The 26,031-nt window shown below is 73.7% G+C and carries 22 protein-coding genes; 7 read left to right on the forward strand and 15 right to left on the reverse strand.

Annotated elements, in window-relative coordinates; genetic code table 11:
* Nucleotides 1–37: 37 nt before the first annotated feature.
* Entirely contained in the window at nt 38–1,144 is a 1,107-nt protein-coding gene (locus tag E8D37_RS06005) for a glycerophosphodiester phosphodiesterase family protein (protein WP_168929638.1), read from the reverse strand.
* Nucleotides 1,145–1,364: 220 nt separating this feature from the next.
* On the opposite strand from E8D37_RS06005, the gene E8D37_RS06010 reads away from it, so the two are divergent.
* Both E8D37_RS06010 and E8D37_RS06015 read left to right on the forward strand, forming a co-directional pair.
* Entirely contained in the window at nt 1,365–2,393 is a 1,029-nt protein-coding gene (locus tag E8D37_RS06010; protein ID WP_136568832.1) for an LLM class F420-dependent oxidoreductase, read from the forward strand.
* A 102-nt stretch (nt 2,394–2,495) separates the two neighbouring features.
* Nucleotides 2,496–4,616, forward strand: coding sequence for an MMPL family transporter (locus tag E8D37_RS06015; RefSeq protein WP_136568833.1), 2,121 nt, complete (start codon nt 2,496–2,498; stop codon nt 4,614–4,616).
* Nucleotides 4,617–4,686: 70 nt separating this feature from the next.
* On the opposite strand, the gene E8D37_RS06020 is transcribed toward E8D37_RS06015, so the two are convergent.
* From E8D37_RS06020 to E8D37_RS06030, 3 genes are read right to left on the reverse strand one after another with little or no spacing between them, the layout of a single operon-like run.
* Nucleotides 4,687–5,946, reverse strand: a complete 1,260-nt coding sequence (locus E8D37_RS06020; RefSeq protein WP_136568834.1) for a sugar ABC transporter permease — start codon at nt 5,944–5,946, stop codon at nt 4,687–4,689.
* A complete protein-coding gene (locus tag E8D37_RS06025; protein WP_136568835.1) occupies nt 5,943–6,746 on the reverse strand; it encodes an ATP-binding cassette domain-containing protein in 804 nt (267 codons plus the stop codon). The genes E8D37_RS06020 and E8D37_RS06025 overlap by 4 nt, the downstream gene beginning before the upstream one ends.
* A complete protein-coding gene (locus E8D37_RS06030; protein ID WP_136568836.1) occupies nt 6,746–7,846 on the reverse strand; it encodes a substrate-binding domain-containing protein in 1,101 nt (366 codons plus the stop codon). Before E8D37_RS06030 ends, E8D37_RS06025 begins: the two co-directional genes overlap by 1 nt.
* A 186-nt stretch (nt 7,847–8,032) precedes the next feature.
* Here E8D37_RS06030 and E8D37_RS06035 point away from each other — a divergent pair, with 186 nt between their 5' ends.
* A complete protein-coding gene (locus E8D37_RS06035) occupies nt 8,033–9,229 on the forward strand; it encodes an ROK family transcriptional regulator (protein ID WP_136568837.1) in 1,197 nt (398 codons plus the stop codon).
* 67 nt (nt 9,230–9,296) lie between these two features.
* Here the strand turns inward: E8D37_RS06035 and E8D37_RS06040 are convergent, their stop codons facing one another.
* From E8D37_RS06040 to E8D37_RS06050, 3 genes are all read right to left on the reverse strand, one after another.
* Nucleotides 9,297–10,592 carry an ROK family transcriptional regulator gene (locus E8D37_RS06040; protein ID WP_136568838.1) on the reverse strand — a complete coding sequence of 432 codons (1,296 nt, stop codon included), beginning with the start codon at nt 10,590–10,592 and terminating at the stop codon, nt 9,297–9,299.
* 10 nt (nt 10,593–10,602) lie between these two features.
* The gene (gene xylA, locus E8D37_RS06045) at nt 10,603–11,763 is read right to left on the reverse strand and encodes a xylose isomerase (protein WP_136568839.1); all 1,161 of its coding nucleotides are present in this window, start codon (nt 11,761–11,763) and stop codon (nt 10,603–10,605) included.
* A 143-nt stretch (nt 11,764–11,906) separates the two neighbouring features.
* The gene (locus tag E8D37_RS06050) at nt 11,907–13,280 is read right to left on the reverse strand and encodes an FGGY family carbohydrate kinase (protein WP_240770216.1); all 1,374 of its coding nucleotides are present in this window, start codon (nt 13,278–13,280) and stop codon (nt 11,907–11,909) included.
* A 177-nt stretch (nt 13,281–13,457) separates the two neighbouring features.
* Here E8D37_RS06050 and E8D37_RS06055 point away from each other — a divergent pair, with 177 nt between their 5' ends.
* From E8D37_RS06055 to E8D37_RS19735, 3 genes are all read left to right on the forward strand, one after another.
* Nucleotides 13,458–14,561: a mechanosensitive ion channel family protein gene (locus E8D37_RS06055; protein ID WP_136568841.1), complete on the forward strand. Its 1,104-nt coding sequence runs from the start codon at nt 13,458–13,460 to the stop codon at nt 14,559–14,561.
* Between the two features lie 110 nt (nt 14,562–14,671).
* Entirely contained in the window at nt 14,672–15,112 is a 441-nt protein-coding gene (locus E8D37_RS06060) for a DUF5709 domain-containing protein (RefSeq protein WP_136568842.1), read from the forward strand.
* Nucleotides 15,113–15,192: 80 nt separating this feature from the next.
* Complete coding sequence (locus tag E8D37_RS19735; RefSeq protein WP_168929639.1) at nt 15,193–15,339, forward strand: GPGG-motif small membrane protein; 147 nt, start codon at nt 15,193–15,195, stop codon at nt 15,337–15,339.
* A gap of 192 nt (nt 15,340–15,531) precedes the next feature.
* Here E8D37_RS19735 and E8D37_RS06065 read toward each other — a convergent pair whose 3' ends face one another.
* On the reverse strand, nt 15,532–16,128 hold the full coding sequence (locus E8D37_RS06065) for a CBS domain-containing protein (protein WP_136568843.1): 597 nt from the start codon (nt 16,126–16,128) through the stop codon (nt 15,532–15,534).
* Between the two features lie 332 nt (nt 16,129–16,460).
* Here E8D37_RS06065 and E8D37_RS06070 point away from each other — a divergent pair, with 332 nt between their 5' ends.
* Entirely contained in the window at nt 16,461–16,904 is a 444-nt protein-coding gene (locus E8D37_RS06070) for a LapA family protein (protein ID WP_136568844.1), read from the forward strand.
* 123 nt (nt 16,905–17,027) lie between these two features.
* Here the strand turns inward: E8D37_RS06070 and guaA are convergent, their stop codons facing one another.
* From guaA to E8D37_RS06105, 7 genes are all read right to left on the reverse strand, one after another.
* Nucleotides 17,028–18,644 carry a glutamine-hydrolyzing GMP synthase gene (gene guaA, locus E8D37_RS06075; RefSeq protein ID WP_136568845.1) on the reverse strand — a complete coding sequence of 539 codons (1,617 nt, stop codon included), beginning with the start codon at nt 18,642–18,644 and terminating at the stop codon, nt 17,028–17,030.
* Between the two features lie 431 nt (nt 18,645–19,075).
* The gene (locus E8D37_RS06080) at nt 19,076–20,779 is read right to left on the reverse strand and encodes a GMC family oxidoreductase (RefSeq protein WP_136569071.1); all 1,704 of its coding nucleotides are present in this window, start codon (nt 20,777–20,779) and stop codon (nt 19,076–19,078) included.
* A gap of 65 nt (nt 20,780–20,844) precedes the next feature.
* Entirely contained in the window at nt 20,845–22,458 is a 1,614-nt protein-coding gene (locus E8D37_RS06085; RefSeq protein ID WP_136568846.1) for a succinic semialdehyde dehydrogenase, read from the reverse strand.
* Nucleotides 22,459–22,551: 93 nt separating this feature from the next.
* On the reverse strand, nt 22,552–23,040 hold the full coding sequence (rnhA, locus tag E8D37_RS06090) for a ribonuclease HI (protein ID WP_136568847.1): 489 nt from the start codon (nt 23,038–23,040) through the stop codon (nt 22,552–22,554).
* Nucleotides 23,037–23,933 (reverse strand): GNAT family N-acetyltransferase, encoded by an 897-nt coding sequence (locus tag E8D37_RS06095; protein ID WP_136568848.1) that lies wholly within the window; start codon nt 23,931–23,933, stop codon nt 23,037–23,039. Before E8D37_RS06095 ends, rnhA begins: the two co-directional genes overlap by 4 nt.
* Nucleotides 23,930–24,748: a carbon-nitrogen hydrolase family protein gene (locus E8D37_RS06100; protein ID WP_168929641.1), complete on the reverse strand. Its 819-nt coding sequence runs from the start codon at nt 24,746–24,748 to the stop codon at nt 23,930–23,932. Before E8D37_RS06100 ends, E8D37_RS06095 begins: the two co-directional genes overlap by 4 nt.
* Before the next feature lie 153 nt (nt 24,749–24,901).
* Nucleotides 24,902–26,011: a GuaB3 family IMP dehydrogenase-related protein gene (locus tag E8D37_RS06105; RefSeq protein WP_136568850.1), complete on the reverse strand. Its 1,110-nt coding sequence runs from the start codon at nt 26,009–26,011 to the stop codon at nt 24,902–24,904.
* Nucleotides 26,012–26,031 lie beyond the last annotated feature (20 nt).

Here is a 26,031-nt window from a genome sequence, read left to right on the forward strand (position 1 = left end):
GGCCGGGGGGCGGCCGGTGACTGGCGGCCGAGCAGGACTAGTCGCCGGCAGGCACGGCCGCGTCGCCGTCCCGCGCGGCGAGGCAGACGTCGGGCGCGTCGCTGATCAGCGCGTCGACGCCCAGCCCCAGCAGCAGCGCCGCGTAGCCGGCCAGGTCACCGTGGCCGGCCACGTCGGCGTCCGCGTCGGCCAGCCGGTAGGGCGCCGGGAGGAAGCGGTTCTCCGCCCGCAGGGTCCAGGTGTGCACCGTCAGCCACTCGCGGTGGGCGTCGCGCACGAACGTGGTCGGCACCAGCGCCGGGCCGGCGTCCGTGGTGACCTGCCGCGTCAGCCAGGTGTGCCGCGGCCCGACGCCGTCGGCGTAGCGCTCGATCTCCGCCAGCCCGGCAGGGGTGCCGAGGTCGGCGAAGGTGCGCGGGTCACCGGCGGCGGCGAGGTCGGCGGGGCGCAGGTGCGGCTCGTCGAGCAGCTGCACGAGCGGCACTCGGGTCAGCGGCGCGAGCCGCTGGAGCACGGTGGGCTCGAAGGACATGACGCTCACCCGCGAGCGGGCGTGGTCGAGGCCGTGCCGGCGCAGGGACGCCAGCAGCGGCTCCTCGATCGGCAGGCCCTTGGCGGCCAGGAACGCGGCGTCCTTGATCTCCAGGCGCACGCCGATGCTGCGTCCGCGCGCCATCTGCTCCTCGGCCACCAGCGACAGCACCTCGTCCAGCGTGGGCACGGCGAAGCACCCGTCGAAGGAGGCGGAGCCGGGGCGGACGTCGGGGAAGCGCTCGGTGGCCCTCAGGCTCCGCAGCTCCTCGAGCGTGAGGTCGTCGGCGAACCAGCTCTCCACCCGGTGGCCGTCCACCGTACGGACCGTGCGCCGGTGCGCGAGGTCCTCACGGGTGGCCACGTCGGTGGAGAAGGTCAGGTCCGGCTCGTGCCGGGCGAGGAGGACACCGTCGGCGCTGACCACCAGGTCGAGCTCGATGTCGTCGGCACCCTGGGCGATGGCGAGCCGGTAGGACTCCAGCGTGTGCTCCGGTCGGTAGCCGCTGGCCCCGCGGTGCCCGACAACGGCCGGGGTCACGACGAGGGAGGCGGTGCGACGGACCAGGAGCGGGGTGTGCGGTCGGGGGTGGTGCAGGCGCTGCTGGGTCACGACCCACACGGTGCGCCGCGACGCTGACGGCGCGGCGACAGCCAGGTGAACGTCGCATGAGAGGTGGCGGGCCGCTCCGCGACCCCGCGAGGAGGACGCAGCAGGACGCGGAGCAGCCGCCCACGCCCCTGACACCTGACCGTGACAGTGCTACTGTCACGGTCGCGGAGTGACCTGAGACACCTCCGCTCCCCGCCACCGCCCGCAGGAAGGCGAGCCCGTGAAGCTCTCGATGCCCCTCATGTACGCCGGCAACCCCCGGGAGGCGGCCGACCAGGTCGCCGCCCTGGAGAAGGCCGGCCTCGACACCGTCTGGGTCGCGGAGGCCTACGGCTTCGACTCCCCCACGCTCATGGGCTACCTGGCCGCCAAGACCGAGACCATCGAGATCGCCTCGGGCATCCTCAACGTCTACTCGCGCACCCCGGGCGCGATCCTCCAGACGGTGGCCGGCCTCGACAACGTCTCCGGCGGCCGCGCGGTGCTGGGCCTGGGCGCCAGCGGGCCCCAGGTGATCGAGGGCTTCCACGGGATGCCCTACGACCGGCCGCTCGGTCGCACCCGCGAGGTGATCCGGCTGGTCCGGTCGGGCCTGCGGCGCGAGCCGCTCTCGGCGTCCGGGATCTTCTCCCTCCCGCTGCCGGCCGACCAGGGCCTCGGCCTCGGCAAGCCGCTCAAGATCCTCACCCACCCCGAGCGCGCGTCGGTGCCGATCTACGTCGCGGCGCTCGGCGAGAAGAACGTCGCCATGACCGCCGAGGTGGCGGACGGCTGGCTGCCCTTCCTGTTCCTCCCGGAGAAGGCCGACGAGGTGTGGGGCGCCGCCCTCGCCCGGGGCGCGGCCAAGCGGGACCCCTCCCTCGCGCCGCTCGAGATCAGCACCGGCGGCATGGTCTGCATCGGCGACGACGTCGAGGGGATGCTCGACTTCGCCCGCCCCATGTACGCCCTCTACGTGGGCGGCATGGGCGCGAAGGGCAAGAACTTCTACTTCGATCTCGCCTGCTCCTACGGCTACGAGGAGGAGGCCACGAAGATCCAGGAGCTCTACCTGGCCGGCCACAAGAAGGACGCCGAGGCCGCCGTGCCCCTGGCCTGGCTGCAGGCCGGCAACCTCGTGGGCAGCGAGGGCTACGTGAAGGACCGGATCGAGGCCTTCCGCGCCGCGGGCGTCACCAACCTGCAGGTCATCCCGGCCACCGAGGACCCGGCGGCCACCATCGCCCGGCTCAAGGAGTGGGTGGCCTGACCCACCCACCCGGCCGGGCACCGATGAGTAGCCCGTGCCGGAGCGGTCGAACCAGGGGAAACCCCGATGCGCGGCGGGGCCCGACCTTGGTGGAGTGACCTCATGAACCGACAGCTCGCCGGATCGCTGACCGGCCCCGTGACCAAGTGGCTCGTCCTCGTCGCGTGGCTGGTCGCCGCCGGCGCGCTGGGCGGGCTCTCCAGCAAGCTGGTCGACGTCCAGGACAACCAGGCCTCCTCCTGGCTCCCCGCGTCCGCGGAGTCGACGAAGGTGGTCGAGGCGCTCGCGCCCGTCACGGACCCGAACCAGATCCCCACCCTCGTGGTCTACGAGGCGGACTCCGGCACGCTGGACGACGCGGCGAAGGCCGCCATCGAGGAGCAGGCCGCCGCCATGGCGGAGCTGGACGGCGTCGTCGAGGGCGGCGTCGTCAGCGCCGGTCAGGCGGCCGCCGCCGGGCTGGGCGGCTACGCCGAGGACGGGGAGGCCGCCTTCACCCTCGTCACCTTCGACTTCGGCGCGGACGGCTGGTCCGCCATGCCGGACGCGGCGGCCGAGCTGCGCGAGATCGCCGCGATCGACGGCGTCACCACGCACCTGGCGGGAGCCGGCGGCCAGGCGGCCGACTCGGCGGAGGCGTTCGAGGGGATCGACTCCACGCTCATCCTCATCACCCTCGGCGTGGTCGTCCTGATCCTGCTGATCACCTACCGCAGCCCCGTCCTGTGGCTGCTGCCGATCATCTCGGTGGTGGTGGCCTACACCGTCTCCGGCGGCGTGGTCTACCTGCTGGCCCGGTACGCGGGGGTGACCGTCAACGGCCAGAGCCAGGCGATCCTCGGCATCCTGGTGATCGGCGCCGGCACCGACTACGCGCTGCTGCTGGTCGCCCGGTACCGCGAGGAGCTGCGCCGCCACGGCGACCGGCACGAGGCCATGGCCTTCGGCCTCCACCGCGCCGCGCCCGCCCTCGTCGCGTCGGCCTCCACCGTCATCGTGGGGATGCTGTGCCTGCTCCTCGCGGAGATGAACTCCACGGCCGGGCTGGGCCCCGTGCTGGCCGTCGGCGTCGGCGTCACCCTGCTGGTGATGCTGACGCTCCTGCCGGCGCTGCTGGTGATCTGCGGCCGCTGGGTCTTCTGGCCGTCCCGGCCGGTCCTGGGCTCCGCCGAGCCGCACGAGTCGGGCATCTGGGCTCGGGTCGGTGGCGCCATCGCCCCGCACCCGCGTCGGGTGTGGATCGGCACCACCGCCGTCCTCGCCGTGGCGTGCCTCGGCCTGTTCTCGCTCAACACCGCGGGGCTCTCCACCGAGGACACCTACACCAAGGACTTCGACTCCATCCTCGGCCAGCGGGTCCTCGTCGAGCACGGGCTCGTCGACACCTCCAACACCCTCCAGGTCGTCGCGCCCTCCGACTCCGTGGACGAGGTGGCTGCGGCCGTCTCGCAGGTCGACGGCATGGGCGAGCCGGGCGAGGTGCTGCCGGTCGACGACGCGACGTCCTTCGTCGAGCTGCCGCTGGCCGGCGACCCCGCGGCCGCCTCCACCTTCGAGACGGTCTCCGCCGCGCGCGACGCGGCGCACGCGGTGGACGCCGACGCCCTGGTCGGCGGGTGGGCCGCGGTGTACGCCGACACCAAGGAGGCGTCGAACCGGGACACCGCCGTCATCATCCCGGTCGTGCTGGCCGTCGTCCTGCTCATCCTGGTGCTGCTGCTGCGCTCGCTGCTGGCCCCCGTGCTGCTCATCGGCACCGTGGTGCTGTCCTTCGGCGCGGCGCTCGGCGTCTCGGCCTGGCTCTTCGAGCACGTCTTCGGCTTCGCCGGGTCCGACCCCGGGTTCCCGCTCTTCGCGTTCGTCTTCCTGGTCGCCCTGGGCATCGACTACAACATCTTCCTGATGACCCGGGTGCGGGAGGAGTCGCTGGTCCGGGGCACGCGCGAGGGGGCCCTGGTCGGCCTCGCCTCCACCGGCGGCGTCATCACGTCCGCCGGCATCGTCCTGGCCGCCACGTTCCTCACGCTGGCGTCCATCCCGTTCGTGTTCCTGGTTGAGCTGGGGGTCGCGGTGGCCCTGGGCGTCCTGCTGGACACGCTCGTGGTGCGCTCCGTGCTGGTCACCGCCCTCACGCTCGACCTGGGCGAGCGGATCTGGTGGCCCGCCCGGCACGCCGTGGCTGCGGGAACGGGCACGGACACAGGCAGAGGCACGGAGCAGTAGCGCCAGCAGGGACGCAGAAGGGCGGCCACCCCTGTGGGGGGTGACCGCCCTTCCGTGCCGACCGGACGCGCTAGCCGCGTCCGGAGCTCGTCCGCGCCTTGCGCGAGACCGAGTCGATGGCGACGGCCAAGAGGAGCACCGCGCCGGTGACGATGAACCGGATCGAGGAGTCGACGTTCATCAGGTTGAGGCCCGACTGGATCGCCTGGAGCACGATGATGCCGAGCATCGCCGACCACGCCGAGCCGCGACCACCGAAGAGGCTGGTGCCACCGATGACGGCCGCGGCGATCGCGGTCAGGTTCGTGTCCGTGGTGCCCGAGCTCTGCGAGACGCTCGTGAGCTGGCCGGCGATCAGGATGCCGCCCAGGGCCGCGAACGTGGAGCAGAGCGCGAAGACCGAGGCGTAGATCGCCGGCACCTTGATGCCGGAGCGACGCGCCGCCTCCTCGTTGCCACCGACGGCGAAGACGTGCCGGCCCCACGTGGTGCGCCGCAGCGCGAGGTCCATGAGGAAGACCAGCAGGGCGAAGAGCACCGGCAGGTAGCTCCAGCCCCGGTCGATGCCGAGGTAGTAGGTGAGGAAGCCCAGGCCCACCAGCAGCAGGCCGGCCTTGATCAGCACCGCGACCAGGGACGGCGGGGTCAGCCCCGCCGCCTTGCGCCGGCGGATGGTCATCAGGTTCACGGCCAGGTAGGCCGCGACGATGATCACCAGCAGGACGTAGGCCTGCCCGTCGGAGAGGAACTTGTCCCGCGCGAAGCTGCGCAGCCCCGAGTCCTGCGGCAGCACCACGGTGCCCTTGTCGCCGAGGACGTAGAGCAGCGCGCCCTGGAAGGCCAGGAGGCCCGCCAGCGAGAACACGAAGCTCGGGACGCCGACCCAGACGAACAGCACCGAGTACAGGCAGCCGATGGCGGTGCCGACGAGCATGCCGACGATCAGCGCCGGGATCAGGCTCCAGCCGTGGGAGTCCATGAGCACCGCCATGGACGCCGCGGAGAAGCCCGATACCGAGCCGACCGACAGGTCGATCTCGCCGAGCAGCAGGACCAGCACGATGCCGAGGGAGATGACCCCGACGGGCGCCGCGAACTGCATGATCGAGACCAGGTTGCGGGACGACAGGAACGTCGGCTCGTTGAGCTGGAACACGATCGCGATGACGACGAGGCCGACGATGACCGGGATCATGCCCAGCTCGCCGCCGCGGACCCGGTTGAGGAACGCCGACACGGCGCCGGCGAGCCCCTGGGAACGGATCAGCCGCTCGTCCGAGGCGTCCGCCGCGATCGCCGAGGCGGTCCCGTCGGTCTTGACCTCGCTCATGCCTGCTCCCCCTTGGACTGCGTGCGGGCCGCGCGTGCGGTGACCACGTTGTCGGACGCGCCGGTGATGGCCGCGACGAGCTCCGACGTCGAGGTCTCCTTGGTGACGAACTCCGCCGCGTTGCGCCCGAGGCGCAGCACGACGATGCGGTCGGAGACAGCCTGGACGTCAGCCATGTTGTGGCTGATCAGGATGACCCCGAGACCGTTCTCGCGCAGCCGCTCGACGAGGTTCAGCACCTCCGCGGTCTGGGCGACGCCCAGCGCGGCCGTCGGCTCGTCGAGCATGACGACCTTCGGGTTGCCGATGAGCGAACGTGCGATCGCCACCGTCTGCCGCTGGCCGCCGGAGAGACCGGCGATCGGGATCCGCACCGACGGGATCTTGGCGGAGAGGGTCCGCAGCAGGCGCCACGACTCCTTCTCCATCTCGACCTCGTCGATCAGCCCGCCGCGGCGCTTCTCCTGCCCGAGGAACAGGTTGGCGACGACGTCCAGGTTGTCGCACAGGGCGAGGTCCTGGAAGACCGTGGCGATGCCCAGGGCCTGGGCCTCGCTCGGTCCGCTCACGTGCACCTTGCGGCCGGCGAAGGTGATGTCACCCTCGTCGGGCTGGTACACCCCGGAGATGACCTTGACGAGGGTCGACTTGCCGGCGCCGTTGTCGCCGACGAGCGCGACGACCTCACCGGCGCCCACCTCCATGGTCACGTCGGTCAGCGCCTGGACGGCGCCGAACCTCTTGTTGATGCCGGTCAGGGAGAGGACGCTCTCCCTGACCGGCGCAGCTGCGGCACTCATCAGGAGATGCCAGCCTCCTTGCAGGCGTCGACGTAGTCGCCGGTGCAGATGTCGCTGGCGGAGTAGAACCCGTCGGCGATGACCGTGTCGGCCACGTTGTCCTTGGTGACGGCGATCGGGGTGAAGATGAACGACGCGACGTCGTTGTACGTGGTCTGGTCGACACCGGTGTCGGTGGTGGCCGGCACGTCGTCGCCGTTGGCGAGGTCGACGGCGACCTCGGCCGCGGTCTGGGCCTCGATCGGGATCGGCTTGTAGATGGTCATGGCCTGCTCGCCGGCGAGGATGCGCTGGATCGCGGCGACCTCGGCGTCCTGACCCGTGATCGGGGGCAGGTCGGTGAGGGCGACGCCCGCACCGGTGAACGCGGCGACGACGCCGCCGGCCTGGCCGTCGTTGGCGGCGTAGACGCCGTCGATCTTGGTCGGGTCGTACTTGCTCAGCTGGTCAGTGGTCCACTGCTGGGCGTTCTCCGGGCTCCAGTCCGGGTTGTCGTACTCCTCCAGGATCTTGACGCCGGAGGTGGAGTCGAGCACCGAGTGGGCGCCGGCCTTGAACTGGGCGGCGTTCGGGTCGGAGGGAGCACCGTTGAGCATGAGGATGTCGCCGGAGCCGCCCATGGCGTCCACGAGGGCCTCGGCCTGCATCTTGCCGACGGTCTCGTTGTCGAACGACATGTAGTAGTCAGCGCCGTCGATGAAGCGGTCGTAGGCGATGACCGGGACGTCCTGGCCCTGGGCCTCCTGGACCATGCCGGTGGCACCGTCGCCGTTCACCGGGTCGAGGACGACCACGGAGGCGCCGGCGTTCAGCGCGGTGGTGAGCTGCTGCTGCTGCTTCGACTCGTCCTGGTCGGCGTTGTAGTAGTCGACGGTGCAGTCGGAGCAGAGCTTGCTGACGGCCTCCTCGAAGAGGGGCTTGTCGAAGGCCTCGTACCGGGTGGTCTTGGACTCGGGCAGCAGCAGGGCGATCGTGGCGCCCCCGCTGGCGGAGTCGCCGGAGCCGGACTCGGCGTCGTTGGCGCCGCAGGCGGCGAAGGTGGTGGCGGTGAGGGCCACGGTCGCCCCGATGAGGGCGAAGCGAGAGAGACGAGTGGACAAGGCGAGAACTCCTCCATGTGACGGGCACCACTGCCCGGGTGACTGGGACTGAGTGTTCTCAGTCACAGGCTTTACGTCAAGTCTTGAAGGTAAGTACCGATAACGATCCGGTAACGCCCCACCAGAACCTTCATTGGTTGACGACAAGGGTTGACGGAAACCTGAGACGACCGTCACAGTTCGCCCATGGTCAGCGCCCCCGGATCACCGTCGTCGCTCCGGACGGCGAACCGGAGGCGCGTGCTCGACGCGCTGCGTCGCGCCGCCGTCAGCGACCCCCTCGACGGCGACGAGCACGACGACTTCTCCCAGGCCAGGCTGGCTCGCGAGACGGGTCTGGCGCCCGCCACGGTGTCGAACATCGTCCGGGACCTCACCCGCGCCGGCGTCCTCGAGACCGTCCCCGGCGGGGGCCGGCGGGGCTCCGTCGTCCGGCTCTCCGACACCGCCGGCTACGTCGCCGGGCTCGACTTCGGGCACAGCCACGTCGGCGTCGCCGTCGGCGACCTCGCCGGCCGGCTGCTCGCGGAGGACCGGCGGGCCCTGGCCCCCGAGCCCGACCACGCCCGGGCCCTGGCCACGGCGCGCCTCATGCTCGACGAGCTGCTCGCGGGCCTGCCCATCGCGCCGCTGCGGCGGGTCGCCATGGGGCTGCCCGCCCCGATCCAGGGGTCCGCGGTCGGCTCGGCCAGCATCTTCCCCGGCTGGGAGGGCGTCGACACCGGCACCGCCGCGGAGGACGCGCTCGGCGCGCCCGTCACGGTCGAGAACGACGCCAACCTCGGCGCGGTCGCGGAGCACCGCCTCGGCGTCGCCCGCCTGCGGGAGAGCTCGTTCTTCGTCAAGATCAGCCACGGCGTCGGCGGCGGGATGATCATCCACGACCGCCTGTTCCGCGGCGCCACGGGCAGCGCCGGGGAGATCGGCCACCTCACCCTGGACGAGCAGGGGCCGCTGTGCCGCTGCGGCAGCCGGGGGTGCCTCGAGGCCTACGCCTCCATCGAGACGGTCCAGCAGATGATGTCCGGGCAGCTGCCCGAGGCACAGTTCGGGGAGATCGTGGACGCCGCGCACGCCGGCTCCGTCGCCGCGCGCCGCGCCATCGAGGACGCCGGCCTGCACCTGGGCTGGGCGCTGGCGAGCATCGTGAACCTGCTCAACCCGGGCGTCGTCGTCATCGGCGGGACCATGGCGCTGGCGGGCGACCTGGTCCTGGAGAGCGCCCGCATCGGCCTGCGGCGGCACGCGCTGGACTCGGTCGCGCTGACCCCGGTGGTCGTCTCCGAGCTGGGCAACCGGGCCAGCCTCCTCGGGGCGCTGCTCGTCGCCGCAGACGAGGTCGACCTCGCCGAGGAGACCAGCGGGACCGACCCGGACGACTGACCGCGCACGACCGACCCAGGACCGCTGATCCCGGGCGACTGGCCCCTGACGACTGGCCGCGGCCGGCTCAGGCCCCGGCGCGCCGGCCCAGGACGGCGTCCAGGCCCTCGGCCCCCGAGAGCACCCCGTCCAGCGCCCGCTCGGCGGCCCCCGTCGCCGCGCCGGTGATCCCGAGCTCGCCGGGCACCAGGCGCGGTCGGGGCAGGACCACCGGGACCGCGTCGCCGGAGGAGCCCGCCCCGGGCATCCCGGCCTCGAGCGCCTCCCGCGCCGGGCCGAGCAGCAGCTCGCCCAGTACCCCGAAGTAGCCCCCGAGGACGACGAGCGAGGGGTCGAGCAGCGAGGTGAGCGCCGCCAGGCCGGTGCCGAGCCGGTGCCCCACGACGCGGAGCCCCTCGACCACGGTGGCGTCCGTCTCCGCCCGGCGCACGACCGCGGCCGCGACCTCGACGGGCGTGGCGCCCGTGGTGGCCTCGACCCCCACCGCCGCGAGCATCGCCCGCAGCCCGATGCCCGTCTCCCAGCAGCCCGTCTGCCCGCACCGGCACCGCTCCCCCGGCACCCCCAGCGGCACGTGGCCGGCCTCCCCGGCCAGCCCGTGGCCGCCGCGCAGCAGCCGCCCGTCGGCGAGCAGCCCGGCCCCGATCCCCACGGTGCCCGTGAGGTAGAGGACGTCGCGGGAGCCCCGTGCCGCGCCGTGCCGGTACTCGGCCCAGGCCGCGCAGTTGGCGTCGTTCTCCAGCACCACCCGGCACGGTCCGAGCAGGGCGGCGAGCCGCGCCTCCACCGCGTCCGCCGGGCCCTCGGCGGGCACCGGGACGTGCGGCACCCACGTCGGCGTGCGGCCGTCGGCGGCCACCAGCCCTGGCAGGGCGAGCACGGCGCCGACGACCGGCACGCCGCGGGCGGCCAGGTCGGCACCGACGACTCCGACGAGGTCGAGCAGGGTCTCCAGGCCGTCCGCGCCCGCCGGGGCCGTGTCGACCGGCCGGGTCTCCGCGTGCGTCACCCGGCCGGCCAGGTCGACGACCACCGCCGCGACGTAGTCGACGTTGAGCTCCAGCCCGAGCCCCACGGGCCCGCGCGGACCCGGGGAGACCGTCACGCTGGGCCGGCCGCGGCCCGAGGCGGGCGCGGCCGCCTCGACGACCACCTCGCCCTGCACCAGGTCCGCGACCACGGCACCCACCGTGGCCTTGGCCAGGCCCGTGCGGCGGGCGAGCTCGGCGCGGCTGCCCGGCCCCTCGGCCCGCAGGGCGCGCAGCACCGCGGCGGTGCTGGCCCGCCGCAGCGCGTCCGTGCCCGCGGTCGCCGCCGTGCCCGCCGTGCCCGCCGTCACCGCCGGCAGCGGCCCGGTGCTCACGCCGTCCGCCTCAGCGCACGCCGTACAGGTGCTCGAGCGCCAGCTGGTCGAGGTGCTCCAGCCCGGCGTCGCGGGCCCCCAGGGCCTCGACGTCCGGCGTGGGGTCGTCGGCCAGGGAGCGCCAGGTCTCGCCCTCGGCGAGGGTCGGCACGGCCAGCTCCGGCAGCCCGGCCGCCGCCAGCGCCTCCTGCACCTCGGGGTCGGCCCGGAACGCCCGCGCCTTCTCGCGCAGCACGAGGTAGTTGGTCATGCAGGCGCGCGCGGTGGACCACACGCCGTGCTCGTCCTCGGTGCGCGAGGGCTTGTAGTCGAAGTGCACGGGCCCGTCGTAGCCACCGGCGAGCAGGGTGTCCACGACCCAGAAGGAGCCGCGGACGTTGCCGGCGCCGAACCGGAGGTCCTGGTCGAAGCGCGGGCCGTTCTGGCCGTTGAGGTCGATGTGGAAGAGCTTGCCCTGCCACAGCGCCTGCGCGTAGCCCTGCGCGGCGTTCACGCCGGCCATCTCCTCGTGCCCGATCTCGGGGTTCACGCCGACCAGCTCGGGGCGCTCGAGGGTCTCGATGAACGCGAGGGCGTGGCCGACGGTCGGCAGGAGGATGTCGCCGCGGGGCTCGTTCGGCTTGGGCTCGATGGCGAACCGCAGGTCGTAGCCCTGGTCGGTGACGTACTCGCCGAGCACGTCGAAGGCCTCCTTGTAGCGGTCGAGCGCGTCGGCGACGTCCTTGCTGGCGCCGTGCTCGGAGCCCTCGCGCCCGCCCCAGGCCACGTACACCTTCGCGCCCAGCTCGGCGGCCAGGTCGATGTTCCGCATGGTCTTGCGCAGCGCGAACCGGCGGACCTCGCGGTTGTTGGAGGTGAACGCCCCGTCCTTGAAGACCGGGTGGCTGAAGAGGTTGGTGGTCGCGGTGGTGACCACGAGGCCGGTGTCGGCCAGCCCCTTGCGGAAGCGGTCGAGGATCGCGTCCCGTGTGGCGTCGTCGGAGCCGAACGGCACGAGGTCGTCGTCGTGGAAGTTGACGCCGTAGGCGCCCAGCTCGGCGAGCTTCTCCAGCATGTGCACCGGGTCCATGGCGGGCCGGGTCGGGGCGCCGAACGGGTCCTTGCCGTCGTAGCCGATGGTCCACAGGCCGAAGGAGAACCTGTCCTCGGGGGTGGGCGTGGGAAGGGGCATGACGAGTCCTCTCGAGAGGGCGCGACAGACAGGCGGCGCGAGGACGCGGCGCCGGCTGCGCGGGGTGGGAGCGGTCTGGTGGAGCAGGTGTGTCGAGCGGGTGGCGCGTGGCCGGGTGCTGCAGGGCAGGGGTGCCGGGCTGGTCAGGCCCAGGTGGCGGTCGCCTCCTTGAGCTCCAGGTAGGCCTCTCGGACGCCGGGCGTCGGCGCGGCGTCGAGGACCTTCAGCCCGGGCATGGGCCAGTCGGGCGGCGTCGCGGCGCCCGACAGCGCCCAGGCGGCCTGCCGGGCGGCACCGCGGGCGACGTACTCGCCGGGCGGGGGCAGCTCGACGGGGCGGCCCAGGACGGCGGGCAGGATCTGCTGGAGCGCCGGGCTGCGCGTGGCGCCGCCGACGAGCAGGACTCGTCCGGCCTCCTGACCGGTGAGCGCCTGGAGCTGCTCGGCGGCGTCGGCCAGGCTGCAGGCGAGGGCCTCGAAGGCGGCCCGGGCGAGGTCGGCCCGCGTGGTGGTGGAGCGGAGCCCGGTCCAGGTGCCCACGGCGTCAGGACGGTTCGGGGACCGTTCCCCGCCGTAGTAGGGCGAGAGCGTCACTCCCCCGGCCCCGGGCGCGGAGGACAGGGCGAGATCGGCCAGCCCGTGCACGTCGACCCCGAGCCACGCGGCCTGGAGGTCGAGGATGCGGGCGGCGTTGATGGTGGTGACCATGGGCAGGAAACCGCCCTGGGCGTCGGCGAAGCCCGTCACCGTGCCGGTGGGGTCCGCAAGGGGGGCGGCGCTCACGGTCGAGGCGACCCCGGAGGTGCCCACCGAGAGCAGGACGTCGCCCGGACGCAGCGCGAGGCCGAGCGCGGCGCCCGCGTTGTCGCCCGTGCCGGCGCCGACCACCTGCCCCGCGGCGGTGCGGGCCGCGACCGCACCGGGGCCGGCGATCCGCGGCAGCGCCACCTCGTGGCCCAGGGCGTTGGCCGCGAGGTCGGGGCGCCACTCGCCCAGCGCCGTGGCGAAGTACCCGGTGCCCGAGGCGTCGCCGGCGTCGGTGAAGGGCTCCGTGCCCGGGGCCGCGAGGTGGGCCGAGAGGTAGTCGTGCGGGAGCAGGACGGACGCCGTGCGGGCGGCGTTCTCCGGCTCGTGGTCGCGCATCCAGCGCAGCTTGGACGCCGTGATGGAGGCGACCATGACGGAGCCCGTCACCTCCGCGCAGGCGGCGGGGCCGCCCATCTCCTCGATCAGGTCCAGCGCCGCCTGGGCCGAGCGGGTGTCGTTCCACAGCAGCGCGTCGCGCACCGGCTCACCAGCCGAGTCCAGGGCGACCATGCCGTGCTGCTGGCCGGCCACGGAGACCGCCTCGGCGCGCGGCAGCAGGGCCGCACCCGAGGAGTCGAAGGCGGCCGTCCAGGCGCGGGGGTCCACCTCCGTGCCGACGGGGTGCGGGGCGGCGGCGGACTCGAGGACCTCACCGGTCTCGGCGTCCACGAGCAGGCTCTTGGTCGACTGGGTGGAGGTGTCGACTCCCATGACGATCGTCACACCCCCATTAAGTGCGAGACCCGAACTAAAGTCAACCGTCCGGCGTGACCTCGCCCACTCGGGCGCTCCGGCCCCCGCTCAGCGGGCATCGTCCGGGCAGGCGCACAGGCACCTCACGCCCGCTCGGAGGTGTTCGCGGGCGGGGCCGTGGACACCATGGGCCGCATGTCCACCGAAGACTGGAAGAACGCCCTCCTGGCCGCCGCGGTGGCGCTCGTGGTCGCCCTCGCCGTCATCATCGGCGCCCGCGTGCTGCTGCGCATCCTCGGTCAGCACTGGAAGCCGGCGACCTGGTTGGCGGACGCCTGCCGCACGCCGTTCCGCGTCCTCGTCGTCCTCGTCGCGCTGAGCGGCTGGGTCTCGAGCATCCAGCCCCGCGACAGCGACGCCTGGTGGTGGACCGCGATCGGGCTGGCCCTGCGGGTCGCCGAGATCGCCGGGGGCGCGTGGCTGCTCACCTGCGTGCTGCTCTACCTGGAGGACCTGACCCTCGGGCGGGCGCGCACCGACGAGAAGGACAACCGGGTGGCCCGCCGGGTGCGGACCCAGATCCTGCTCATCCGCCGGCTCACCGTGGCGATCGTCGTCATCATCGCCGTCGGCGCGATCCTGCTCAGCTTCCCCGGCGTCCGCGCCATCGGCGCCTCCGTCCTCGCCTCCGCCGGTCTCATCTCGGTGGTCGCCGCGCTCGCCGCACAGTCCACGCTGGCGAACGTCTTCGCCGGCATCCAGATCGCCTTCAACGACGCCATCAAGGTCGACGACGCCGTGATCGTCGAGAGCGAGTGGGGCTGGATCGAGGAGATCACGCTCAGCTACGTCGTCGTCCGCCTGTGGGACGACCGACGCATGGTGCTGCCGTCGACCTACTTCACCAGCACCCCCTTCCAGAACTGGACCCGCAAGACCTCCGAGCTCATGGGCGCGGTGGAGCTCGACCTCGACTTCCGGGTCGACACCGCCGGCATGCGCGCGGCCCTGGGCCCGATCATGGAGGAGGCCGGAGCCATGTGGGACGGCCGCGTGGCGCACTTCCAGGTCACCGACGCGGTCGGCGGCTACGTCCACGTGCGCGTGCTCGTCACCGCCGTCGACGCCCCCACGCTCTTCGACCTGCGGTGCCACGTGCGCGAGCGGCTGGTCCAGTGGGTGCGCGAGCACGACCCCGAGGGCCTGCCGACGCAGCGCGTGATGCTCACCTCGCCCACGGACGGGCTGGGCAGCCCCGGCCGCCAGGGCGCCTCCACCGAGGTCGACCAGCACCGCTGAGCGCTCTCTGACCTGCACAAACGAGCCCGAGGCCACCCCAAACCCGACCCCCGGGGGTGAGCCCGGCCGGGTGAGTGGACCGCCGCGGTCCGCGCCCTAGTGTCGGAGACATGAGCACCGGACCGCACGACCTCGAGGACACCTACGAGGGGTACTCGGTGGACGAGAGCGACCAGCTCCCGACCGAGGACACGCTCGACGACGACGACGTCGTCGACGCCCTCGACCGGGGGTACTCGCCGCCCGAGAAGTACTCCACCGCGCAGGACCACGGCACCACGCCGTACGAGGAGGCCACCGGGGAGACCCTCGACCAGAGGATCGCCCAGGAGGTACCCGAGGCCGACCCCTACGACGTCACGACGGAGGTCTCCGAGACGGAGACCCTCGACGACGGCGAGGTCGGCGACGAGCGCGCAGGTCGTCTGGTCGCCCCCGACGAGGGCCTCACCGAGGACACCGAGAAGGACCTGGTGGGCGAGGACGTGGGGATCGACGGTGCAGCCGCCTCCGCCGAGGAGGCAGCGGTGCACGTGGTGTCGGAGGGCTGAGGGGCCCGTCGGCACGTGGCGCGTGACGCCGCACCCCCGGGGACAGGGAGCCCCCGGGTCAACGAGAGGAAGAAAGAACGATGCTTGACCTCATCCTGTGGATCATCGCCGTCGTGCTCGTCATCGGCGGCATCTTCAACCTGTTCAAGGGCGCGATCCTGTGGGGGATCGTCCTGATCGTCGTCGGGCTGCTGGTGGGCCCGGGCGGTGTCTCGATCTTCACGTGAGCACCCGCACGAGCCCTGCGCTCGTGAACCGGACCCGGCGTCCGGTGCGGCACCCCCTCAGCGGGCACCGCACGCGGACACCGGGCCCGGAACGGGGCCGGAGCCCCGGACGCGACGCGTCCGGGGCTCTTGTCGTCCCCGGGCCCGTCGTCCGACCCGTCGCCTGACCCGTCGCCTGACCCGTCGCCTGACTCAGTGGACGTGCACCTCGGTGACGCCGGGGACGTCGTGGCCGGCCAGCTCGGCCAGCGCCCGCTCCCCCGGCCCCATGGGGCCCTCGACCTGAGCGACGCCGTCGCGGACCTCGACCAGCCAGTCCGGGTGCCCCAGCTGCACGAGCTCCGCGTCGAGGTCGCGCTCCAGGTCGGCGTCGCTGCGGGCCAGCACCCGCACCACGTCGCTGCGGGAGATCACGCCGACGACCTGGCCGGCCGCGTCGAGCACCGGCAGGGACTTGGCCCCCATGCTCGTGAGCAGCTCGACGGCCACGGCGAGGTCGGTGCTCGGGTGCACGGTCACGACGTGCGGGTTCATCACGTCCTCGACGTGCTCCGGCCGGTCGTGGGTCGGCTCGGGGACGTGCGTGGGCCAGACGCGGGCCCGCACGTCCGGGGAGAGCGCGTCGCGCAGGAGGTCGGCCTCGCTGACGATCCCGACGAGCACCCCCTCTGCGGTGACGACCGGGAGACTGGTGAGCTTGTTCGTCGCCAGCAGCCGCATCGCGGCCTTCACCCGGGTGCGAGGGCCGATGGAGATCGGCCGGGACGTCATGACCTCATGGACCAGCATGACTTCACTGTGCGCCCGTCCGGCGAGACGGCGGAGGGGCGAAAGACCCCGCCTGAGGACCTGACGACCGCCGGGTCCGACACCGTGCGGGAGACCCGCGGGGGACCTGGAAAAAGTAGAGAACCGCTGGCGTCTCGGGTCACCAGCGGTTCGTAGTAGAAGGTACAACAACCGCGGCGCCGGGGACAGGATCTCCTGTCGCGGTCCAGACCAGCACGACGTCGTCCGCCCCCACCGCGAGGGTGGTTTCCGGGGCCGCGGGGCCGGGCACGAGACCTGCGGAGCACGCGCGTCCCTGAGCAGCGGGCCCCACACGCGGCAAGGAGAGACCGATGACCAGCAACCACCCCGAGCACCTCACCCTCGACGAGGGCGCCGGCGTCGAGCCGACCACCGCCCCCGAGGCGTCCGTCGAGCCGACCACCGGCACCGGCACCGTGGAGGAGCCCCGCTCCAGCACGCCCACCGCGCCGTCCCACCCCGAGCAGGACCCGCTGCGCGGCTCGCGCACCGGCGCGTTCTACGCCGCCACGGTCGGCCTGGGCCTCGTGCTGATCCTGGTGGTCGTCTTCGTCGCCCAGAACACGGCCTCGACCAGCGTCTCGTTCCTCACCTGGACCGGGGAGTTCCCGGTCGCCGTGGTCATCCTCGTGGCCTTCGCTGCCGGCATCCTGTTCACCGCCCTGGGCGGCTCGCTGCGGATCATGCAGCTGCGGCGCCGGGCCAAGAAGGTGGAGAAGCAGCGCCGGAAGGCCGCGAAGGCCGCCGGACGCTGAGCCGGCTCCCTCCGAGCGAGGCGCGCTGACGCACGAACGGGGAGGTTGCCCGGGACCACGTCCCGGGCAACCTCCCCGTTCGCACGCGCCGACGACCGGCCGGAGCCGGTCAGGCGGCGGGGGTCACTCCCACTCGATGGTGCCCGGCGGCTTCGAGGTGATGTCGACGGTGACGCGGTTGACCTCGGGCACCTCGTTGGTGATCCGGGTCGAGATGGTCTCGAGCACCTCGTACGGCAGTCGGGCCCAGTCGGCGGTCATCGCGTCCTCGGACGTGACGGGCCGCAGCACCACCGGGTGGCCGTAGGTGCGGCCGTCACCCTGGACGCCGACGGAGCGGACGTCCGCGAGCAGGACGACCGGCATCTGCCAGATGTCGCGGTCGAGGCCGGCGCGGGTCATCTCCTCGCGGGCGATGGCGTCGGCCGCGCGCAGGATGTCCAGGTTGTGCCGGTTGACCTCGCCGATGATCCGGATGCCGAGGCCCGGCCCGGGGAACGGCTGGCGCTGCACGATGACGTCCGGCAGGCCGAGCTGGGCACCGACGGCGCGCACCTCGTCCTTGAACAGCTCGCGCAGCGGCTCGACGAGCTCGAACTCGAGGTCGTCCGGCAGCCCGCCGACGTTGTGGTGGCTCTTGATGTTCGAGGTGCCCGCGCCGCCGCCGGACTCCACGACGTCCGGGTAGAGCGTGCCCTGCACGAGGAAGGCGATCTTGTCGGGGCCCTCGGTGGCGTCGGGGTCCGCGCCGAGGATGTCGGCCTGGGCCGCCTCGAAGGTCCGGATGAACTCGCGGCCGATGATCTTGCGCTTGGCCTCGGGCTCGGTGACGCCGGCGAGGGCGTCCAGGAACTGCTTCTCCGCGTCGACGACGACCAGCTGGGCACCGGTGGCGGCCACGAAGTCGCGCTCGATCTGCTCGGTCTCGCCGGCCCGCATGAGGCCGTGGTCGACGTAGACGCACGTGAGCCGGTCGCCGATGGCGCGCTGCACGATGGCTGCCGCCACGGCGGAGTCGACGCCGCCGGACAGGCCGCAGATCGCGTGGCCGCGCTCGCCGATCTGCTCGCGCACGCGGGCGATCTGCTCCTCGGCGATGTTGCCGATCGTCCAGGTCTGGCGGCAGCCGGCGATGTCGACGAGGAACTGCTCGAGCACCGTCTGACCGTGCTCGGAGTGCAGCACCTCGGGGTGCCACTGGACGCCGGCCAGCCGGCGCGAGACGTCCTCGAAGGCGGCGACCGGGGTGACGGTGGTGGAGGCGAGGACCGAGAACCCCTCGGGGGCGCCGGTGACGGAGTCGCCGTGGCTCATCCAGACCCGGTGCTCGGCGGGGACGCCGGCGAGCAGCGTGCCCGACTCCGAGACCGAGACCGGGGTGCGGCCGTACTCGCGGGCGCCGGTGGCGGCGACCTCGCCGCCCAGGCCCCGGGCCATGAGCTGGAAGCCGTAGCACATGCCGAACACGGGGACGCCCGACGTGAAGACGGCGGCGTCGATGCCGGGGGCGCCCTCGGCGTAGACCGAGCTCGGCCCACCGGAGAGGATGATCGCGGCCGGCCGGCGCGCCAGCATCTCCTCGACCGGCATCGTGTGGGGCACGATCTCGGAGTAGACGCGGGCCTCGCGGACCCGGCGGGCGATCAGCTGGGCGTACTGGGCGCCGAAGTCGACGACGAGGACGAGGTCGTGCTCGTCGCGGGCGCTCTGCTCCGGGGTCACCGTGGGGGCCTCGCTCATGGCGGAAGCCTAGCCGCGGACCCTCCCGGGAGCCGCACCGGCGGCCGCCGCTGGACGGGCTGCACAGGCTGGACGGCGTGGACGGGCCGGGCGCGTGGGCGGGGCAGGCGCGTGGGCGGGGCAGGCGCGTGGGCGGGGCAGGGTTTCCGAGGACGTGGGTGCCGGGCCTGCCCCTAACCAGGCCCGGTCCCCACGCCCCCGGAGCGAAATGCACCAGGGCCCGGCCGGGGAGGGAGGTGGCCGGGCCCTGTCGCGTCCACGCACCGTGCTGGGGACGGTGCCTGGACGAGGGACGGACCCGGCCTGGTTGGGTGGGAGGGAGCGTGGCCGGGTCTGCACGGGTCAACGAGGCCGCCGGGCAGGGGTCACGGGCGGCTCCGGACCGGTCCAGACCAGTGGACGGGCGTGCCCCGGAGCCGCCGCGCGACGGCTCAGCTCACGTCGACGATCGGCAGCCGCAGGGCGGCCGGTGCCGAGGGCGGCACCGCCGGCGAGCGCGGGGCCACCGGCGCCACGGGCCGGTACTCCTCGCCCAGGGACGGTCGCGGGTCGGCGTCCCCCCTGTTGGGCCACAGGGCCATCGCCCGCTCGGCCTGCGCCGTGATGGTGAGCGAGGGGTTCACGCCGAGGTTCGCGCTGATCGCCGAGCCGTCGACGACGTGCAGCCCGGGATGCCCGAAGACCCGCTGGTAAGGGTCGACGACGCCCTGCTCCGGCGTGCTGCCGATCGCGCAGCCGCCGATGAAGTGCGCGGTGAGCGGCCGGTTGAACGGCTCCCCCACCGTGCCTCCCGGGGTGCCCCCGATCTTCTCGGCGATGCGGCGCACCGCCTCGTTGGCGACCGGGATCCAGGTGGGGTTGGGGGCGCCGTGCCCCTGCTTCGAGGTGAGCCGCCAGCCGAGCGGACCGCGCGTGCCGTAGGTGGTGATCGAGTTGTCCAGGCTCTGCATCACCAGCGCGATGACCGACCGCTCCGACCAGTGCCGCAGGTCGTAGAGGTCCGCCACGCTCCGGCGCTGCCGCCAGAGCTCCTGGAGCCACGTCTGCCAGCGCGGCCGGGGGCCGTCACCGTCGGTGAGGACGGTCTGGAGCAGCGACATCGCGTTGTAGCCGTGGCCGTAGCGGCAGGGCTCGATGTGGGTGTCGGCGTCCGGGTGCCAGGACGACGTGATGGCCACACCCCGGCTGAAGTCGACGTCGGAGCCGGCCGGCCCGATCGCCCCGAGGATCGACTCCGAGTTGGTGCGGGAGAGGTACCCGAGCCGGTCGGAGAGGCCCGGCAGGTGGCCCTCGTCCTTCATCCGGTGCAGCAGCTTCTGCGTGCCCAGCGCGGCCGCGGCCAGGACGACCTGCCCGGCCGTGACCACCCGGGTGCTGCGCCGGGTGGCGCGCCGGGCCTTCGTCCAGCGCAGGCTCACCTCGTAGCCGCCACCGGCACGCGGCCGCACGCGGGTGACCGTGGTGAGCGGCAGGACGCGGGCGCCCTTCTTCTCGGCCAGGTGCAGGTAATTCTTCACCAGGGTGTTCTTCGCGTTGTGCCGGCAGCCGCTCATGCACTCCCCGCAGCTGCGACAGGGGTTCCGGTCCGGGCCCTCCCCGCCGAAGAACGGGTCGGGCACCGCGGTGTCGGGGTCCTGCCCCGGGCCGCCGAAGAAGACCCCGACCGGGGTGGGGTGGAACGTCTCCCCCACGCCCATGTCCTCGGCCACCGCGCGCATCACCTCGTCGGCCGGCGTGGTCTCGGGGTTCTGCACCACGCCGAGCATCCGCTTGGCCTGGTCGTAGTACGGGGCCAGCTCGGCGCGCCAGTCGGTGATGTCGCGCCACTGCGGGTCGTCGTAGAAGGGCTGCGGGGGCTCGTAGAGCGTGTTGGCGTAGACGAGCGAGCCGCCGCCCACGCCGGCCCCGGCGAGGATCAGCGTGTCCTTGAGCGCCTCCACCCGCTGGATGCCGTAGCAGCCCAGACGAGGCGCCCACAGGTAGCGCGTGAGGTCGAACGTGCCCGAGGAGAAGTCGGAGTCCTCGAAGCGCGGGCCGGCCTCGACGACCACGACGCGGTAGCCCTTCTCGACCAGCCGCAGGGCCGCGACCGAGCCGCCGAAGCCCGAGCCGACGACCAGGACGTCGCAGTCCAGCCCGTCGACGGGAGCGTCCCGCCCGTCGTCCTGCCTGTTCCGACCCCCCTGTCCGTCCGCCCCGCTCACGCGCGGCCCAGCCGCTTCATCGCGCGCAGGGCGGCGGTGAGCGCGACGGCGTAGCGACGGTCGTCCAGGCCGAGGGAGGGCGCGAGCGGCAGCAGGCGCTGCGTCGCCACCGACTGGGACTCGGTGAACCGCAGGAGGCCCTCGGCCCCCTGGCGGCGGCCCAGCCCGGAGGAGCGCATGCCGCCCATCGGCGCCGCGATGGAGCCGAAGGTGGCCGCGAAGCCCTCGTTCACGTTGACGGTGCCGCAGTGCAGGGCGCGTGCCACCCGGCGGGCGTGCGCGGCGTCCCGGCCGAAGACGGCGGCGTTGAGCCCGAAGTCGCCCTCGTTGGCGCGGGCCACGGCGTCGGCCTCGTCGGTGAACCGGTGCAGGGCCACCACGGGCCCGAAGGTCTCCTCGGCGAAGCAGGCCATCGACGGGTTCACGCCCTCGAGGATGGTCGGTTCGAAGACGTACGGCCCGAGGTCGGGGCGGTGGCGTCCGCCGGTGAGGACGGCGGCGCCGTGGGCGACGGCGTCGTCCACGTGCGCGGTCACCTTCTCCAGCTGCGCCGCGGAGACCAGCGAGCCCACGTCGATCCCCCAGCCGGTGCCCGCTCCCAGCGAGAGTGCCTGGGTGCGCGCGACGAACCGGTCGACGAAGGCCTCGTAGACGGCGTCGGCCACGAAGATCCGCTCGGTGGAGACGCACAGCTGGCCGGCGTTGGAGAAGGAGGCGCGGACGGCGCCCTCGGCGGCGCGCTCCACGTCGGCGTCCGCCAGCACCAGCATCGGGTTCTTGCCGCCGAGCTCGAGCGAGCAGCCGATCAGCCGCTCGGCGCAGCCGGCGGCGATCCGTCGACCGGTGGCCGTCGAGCCCGTGAAACAGACGTAGTCGGCGTGCGCGACGACGGCGCCACCGATCTCCGGGCCCGGCCCGGCCACGACCTGCCACAGCCCGCGCGGGGCCCCGGCCAGCTCGAGGAGCTCCACGCCGAGGAGGGCGGTGAGCATCGTCTGGGCGTCGGGCTTGAGCACCACGGCGTTGCCGGCCATGACGGCGGCGACGCCGTCGCACAGGGCCATCGTGAACGGGTAGTTCCAGGGGCTGATCACGCCGACGACGCCCTTGGCGACCCGGTTCACCTCGACCCGCGTCAGGCCGGGGACCACGCCGGGCACCCGGCGCCGGGCGAGCGTGCCGGCGCCGGTCCGCGCGTAGTAGCGGGCCGTGAGGGCCACGTGGCCGATCTCGTCGAAGGCGTGGGTGCGCGCCTTGCCGGACTCCCAGCAGATGAGGTCCATGACCTCCTCGGCCCGCTCCAGGACCAGGTCGTGGAAGCGCAGCAGCACCTCGGCGCGGGCCTCGGCCGGCGTCCCGGCCCACACCTGCTGGGCCGTGCGGGCGCGTGCGAAGGCCTCCGCCACGTCCTCGGGCGAGGACTGCGGGACGTGCGCGAGGGGCGCGTCGTTGACGGGGCTGCGGACCTCGGCGGTGCGACCCGTGGTGGCCACGATGCGGCCGGTCAGGCTGGCCACGTGGCTGGGCTCGAGGACGTAGGAGGCGCGGGGGTCGTGCTCGGGGTCGTGCGGACCGTCGAGCAGCGGGTCACCGGGGCGGGGGGCGGTCATGCCTGGCAGCGTAGGTGACGCCCGTCTCCCTGACGAGACCCTTGTTGACATCCGTTCAGCAACGGGACGCCCCGCCGAGGGCGCGGAGCCCTCTCACCCGCCGGCCACGGCCTCCTCGCGGCCCCGGTTCGCCAGCCGGTCCGCACGCTCGTTGCCCTCGTCGCCCGCGTGCCCCTTGACCCAGTGCCACTGGACCTCGTGCCGCGCGCACTCCTCGTCCAGGGCCCGCCACAGGTCCTCGTTCTTCACGGGCTGCTTGGCCGAGGTCTGCCAGCCGTTGCGCTTCCACGAGCGCAGCCACGACGTGATCCCGCCGCGGACGTAGGAGGAGTCCGTGTAGACGTCCACGCGACAGGGACGCTTGAGGGCGCGCAGCGCCATGATCGGCGCGGTGAGCTCCATCCGGTTGTTGGTGGTCGTGCTCGCCTCGCCGCCCCACAGCTCCTTCTCGTGGCTGCCCTGGCGGAGCAGGGCACCCCAGCCGCCGGGTCCGGGGTTGGGCGCGCAGGAGCCGTCGGTGTGGACGGTGACGACGTCTTCGGGGTGCGGCTGGGTGGGGCTGTTCTCGTCCGTCCGGGTCACGAGGAGGGATCTTCGCAGGGCTCGGCGGCCCACGCCGTCCCGACCCGCACGAAGCCCACCCGGGCGTAGACGCGCGCCACGGCCTCGTCCGTGGCCGAGCAGAAGACCGTCCCGATCCCCCGCGAGCGGGCGTCGTGCGCCAGCAGGGCCGTGAGCGCAGCCGCCGCACCCTGGCCGCGGTGCGTCGGCACGGTCGCGACGCCCACGACCTCGGTGGCGCTCACCCCGGCCGCGGCTCCCCCGTCGGGTCCGAGCGGCTGGTGGGCCGCGCCCGCGACCGCACGCCCCTGCGCGTCGAAGGCACCGGCCTGGACGCGGGTGCCCGCGCGCAGCATCCGGCGCACCTGCTCCAGGGACGGGTCCTCCGTCTCCGCCGACGCGGCCGCCCGCTCCGCGACGTCGTCGGTGCCGGCGAACCCGGCCGCGACGGCGGCGTGCACCGCGGGGAGGTCGGGGTCGTCGGCGTCCAGCAGTCGCACGACCAGGTCGCACGGCGGGCTCACTGGCTCGACGCCCGGCGCGAGCACGAGCAGCGGGTGGGAGGTCACCTGGAGGCCGGCCTCGCGGGCGGCCCCGGCCAGGGTCGGCGCCTCGTCCTCGAGCCACTCCAGGCAGGCGGGCAGGCCCAGTGAGTCCTGCAGCCACCCCAGCGAGCGCACGTCGGCGGCCGTGAAGGTGGTGGGCTCGCCGGCGGCGAGGCGACGGGGTCGGGCGTAGTACTGCCAGGCACCCCGGCCGGCGAAGAGCGTGAAGGGGCCGTGCTCGTGCACGTCGGCGTCGGAGCGGAGCACCAGGTCGAGGTACGCGGACACCTCGGGCGGCACCGCCCTGGCCGGCACCGCCCTGGCCGGCACTCCCCTGGCCGGTGCCGTGCCGCTGACCTCGCCGCTCACGCCGCACCGTCGCCGGACGCGGGGAGCAACCGGTCGGCCGCCATCGTCTGCCGGGCGCGGACCTCGGCGAGCACCTCGGTGTCGAGCACGGCCAGCGCCATGGCGCCGTCGTCGTCGGCGACCCCGGCGATCCGTCGGCCCTCGGGGTCGAGCACGGCGCTGCCACCCGTGAGCGGCACGCCGCCGCACGCGCCCAGCGCGCCGGCCACGACCACGTAGACGCCGTTGTCGAGGGCTCGGGCGGGCAGCGCGACGTCCCGGCCGAGGGTCGAGCCCTCCAGGTAGGCGGCGGAGACGACGTAGGCGTCGGCCCCCGCGGCTGCGGCGGCCGCGGCGTGCTCCGGGAAGCGGGAGTCGTAGCAGACGGCCAGGCCGAGCCGGACCCCGTCGACCTCCAGCACGGCGGTGCCGGGGCCGCCCGCGCGGAACCACTCGGCCTCGGAGCGGTCGACGTGCTGCTTGTCGTACACCGCCTCGACGCTGCCGTCGGGCGAGACGAGCAGGAGCGTGAGGGTCGTGCCCTCCGCACGCCGCAGCGGGGTGCAGACGAGGACGCTCACGCCGGTCTCCCCGGCGGCCGTGCGCAGGGGCTCGGCCCAGGCCCCTGCGAGGTCGCCCTCGTGCGGGGCGGCGGCCAGCGCGTCCGGGGCGAAGGCGGCCGGGTCGTAGCCGGTGAGGAACGCCTCGGGCAGGACGAGCAGGCGGGCGCCGCGCGCAGCGGCCTGGCGCGCGAGGTCCGCCGCGCGGGCCACGTTGGCCGCGACGTCCCCCGGCACGGGCACCGCTTGGCCCGCCGCCACCACCAGTCTCGTCACGGGCCGCAAGCCTGCCAGTCACGGGCGGGCTGGACCATCCTGAGAGACGTCCTGCGAACGAACGTGACCACAATCACGGACACGGCGGTCCGGATACCGACTTCCGGGGACGACGGACCGGCCCCGCAGGGCCGGCCCACGGGCCGCGAGGCCTCAGGCGTCGAGGACGACGCCCACGCGCTGGAACTCCTTGGGGTCGGTGTACCCCGTGGTCGCCATCGAGCGCTTGAGCGCGCCGATGAGGTTCATCGTGCCGTCGGCGACGTGGCTGGGGCCGAAGAGGATCTCCTCCATCGTCCCGACCGCCTCGAACTGGACGCGCTCGCCGCGGGGCAGCTCGGAGTGGTGCGCCTCGGTGCCCCAGTGGAAGCCGTGGCCCGGGGCGTCGGTGGCCCGCGCGAACGGCGAGCCGACCATCACCGCGTCCGCGCCGCAGGCGATCGCCTTGGCGATGTCGCCGGAGCGACCGATCGACCCGTCGGCGATGACGTGCACGTAGCGGCCGCCGGACTCGTCCAGGTAGTCGCGGCGGGCCGCGGCCACGTCCGCGACGGCCGAGGCCATGGGGACGGCGATGCCCAGGACGGTGCGGGAGGTGTGCGCGGCGCCGCCGCCGAAGCCCACGAGGACGCCGGCCGCGCCGGTGCGCATCAGGTGCAGCGCCGCCTGGTGGGTGGCGCAGCCGCCGACGATGACCGGCACGTCGAGCTCGTAGATGAACTCCTTGAGGTTCAGCGGCTCGGCCTGGCTGGAGACGTGCTCGGCGGACACCGTGGTGCCGCGGATGACGAACATGTCCACGCCGGCGTCCACGACCGTCTTGGCGAACTCCTTGGTGCGCTGCGGCGAGAGGGAGCCCGCGACCGTCACCCCGGCGGCGCGCATCTCGCGCAGCCGCTCGGTGATGAGCTCGGGCTTCACCGACTCGCTGTAGATCTCCTGCATGCGGCGGGTGGCCTCGCGGCCCTCGAGCCCGGCCACCTCGGCCAGCAGGTCGGTCGGGTCCTCGTACCGGGTCCACAGGCCCTCGAGGTTGAGGACGCCGAGGCCGCCGAACTTGCCCATGGCGATCGCGGTGGCCGGCGACATGACGGAGTCCATCGGCGCCGCGAGGACGGGGATGTCGAACCGGTAGGCGTCGATCTGCCAGTGGGTGCTGACCTCCTCGGGGTCGCGCGTGCGCCGCGAGGGCACGATGGCGACGTCGTCGAAGGAGTACGCGCGGCGGGCGCGCTTGGCCTGCCCGATCTGGATCTCGGTCACGGCTGGCAGCCTACCCGCGC

This window comes from Nocardioides sp. GY 10127, from assembly GCF_004919085.1.
GTDB lineage: Bacteria > Actinomycetota > Actinomycetes > Propionibacteriales > Nocardioidaceae > Nocardioides.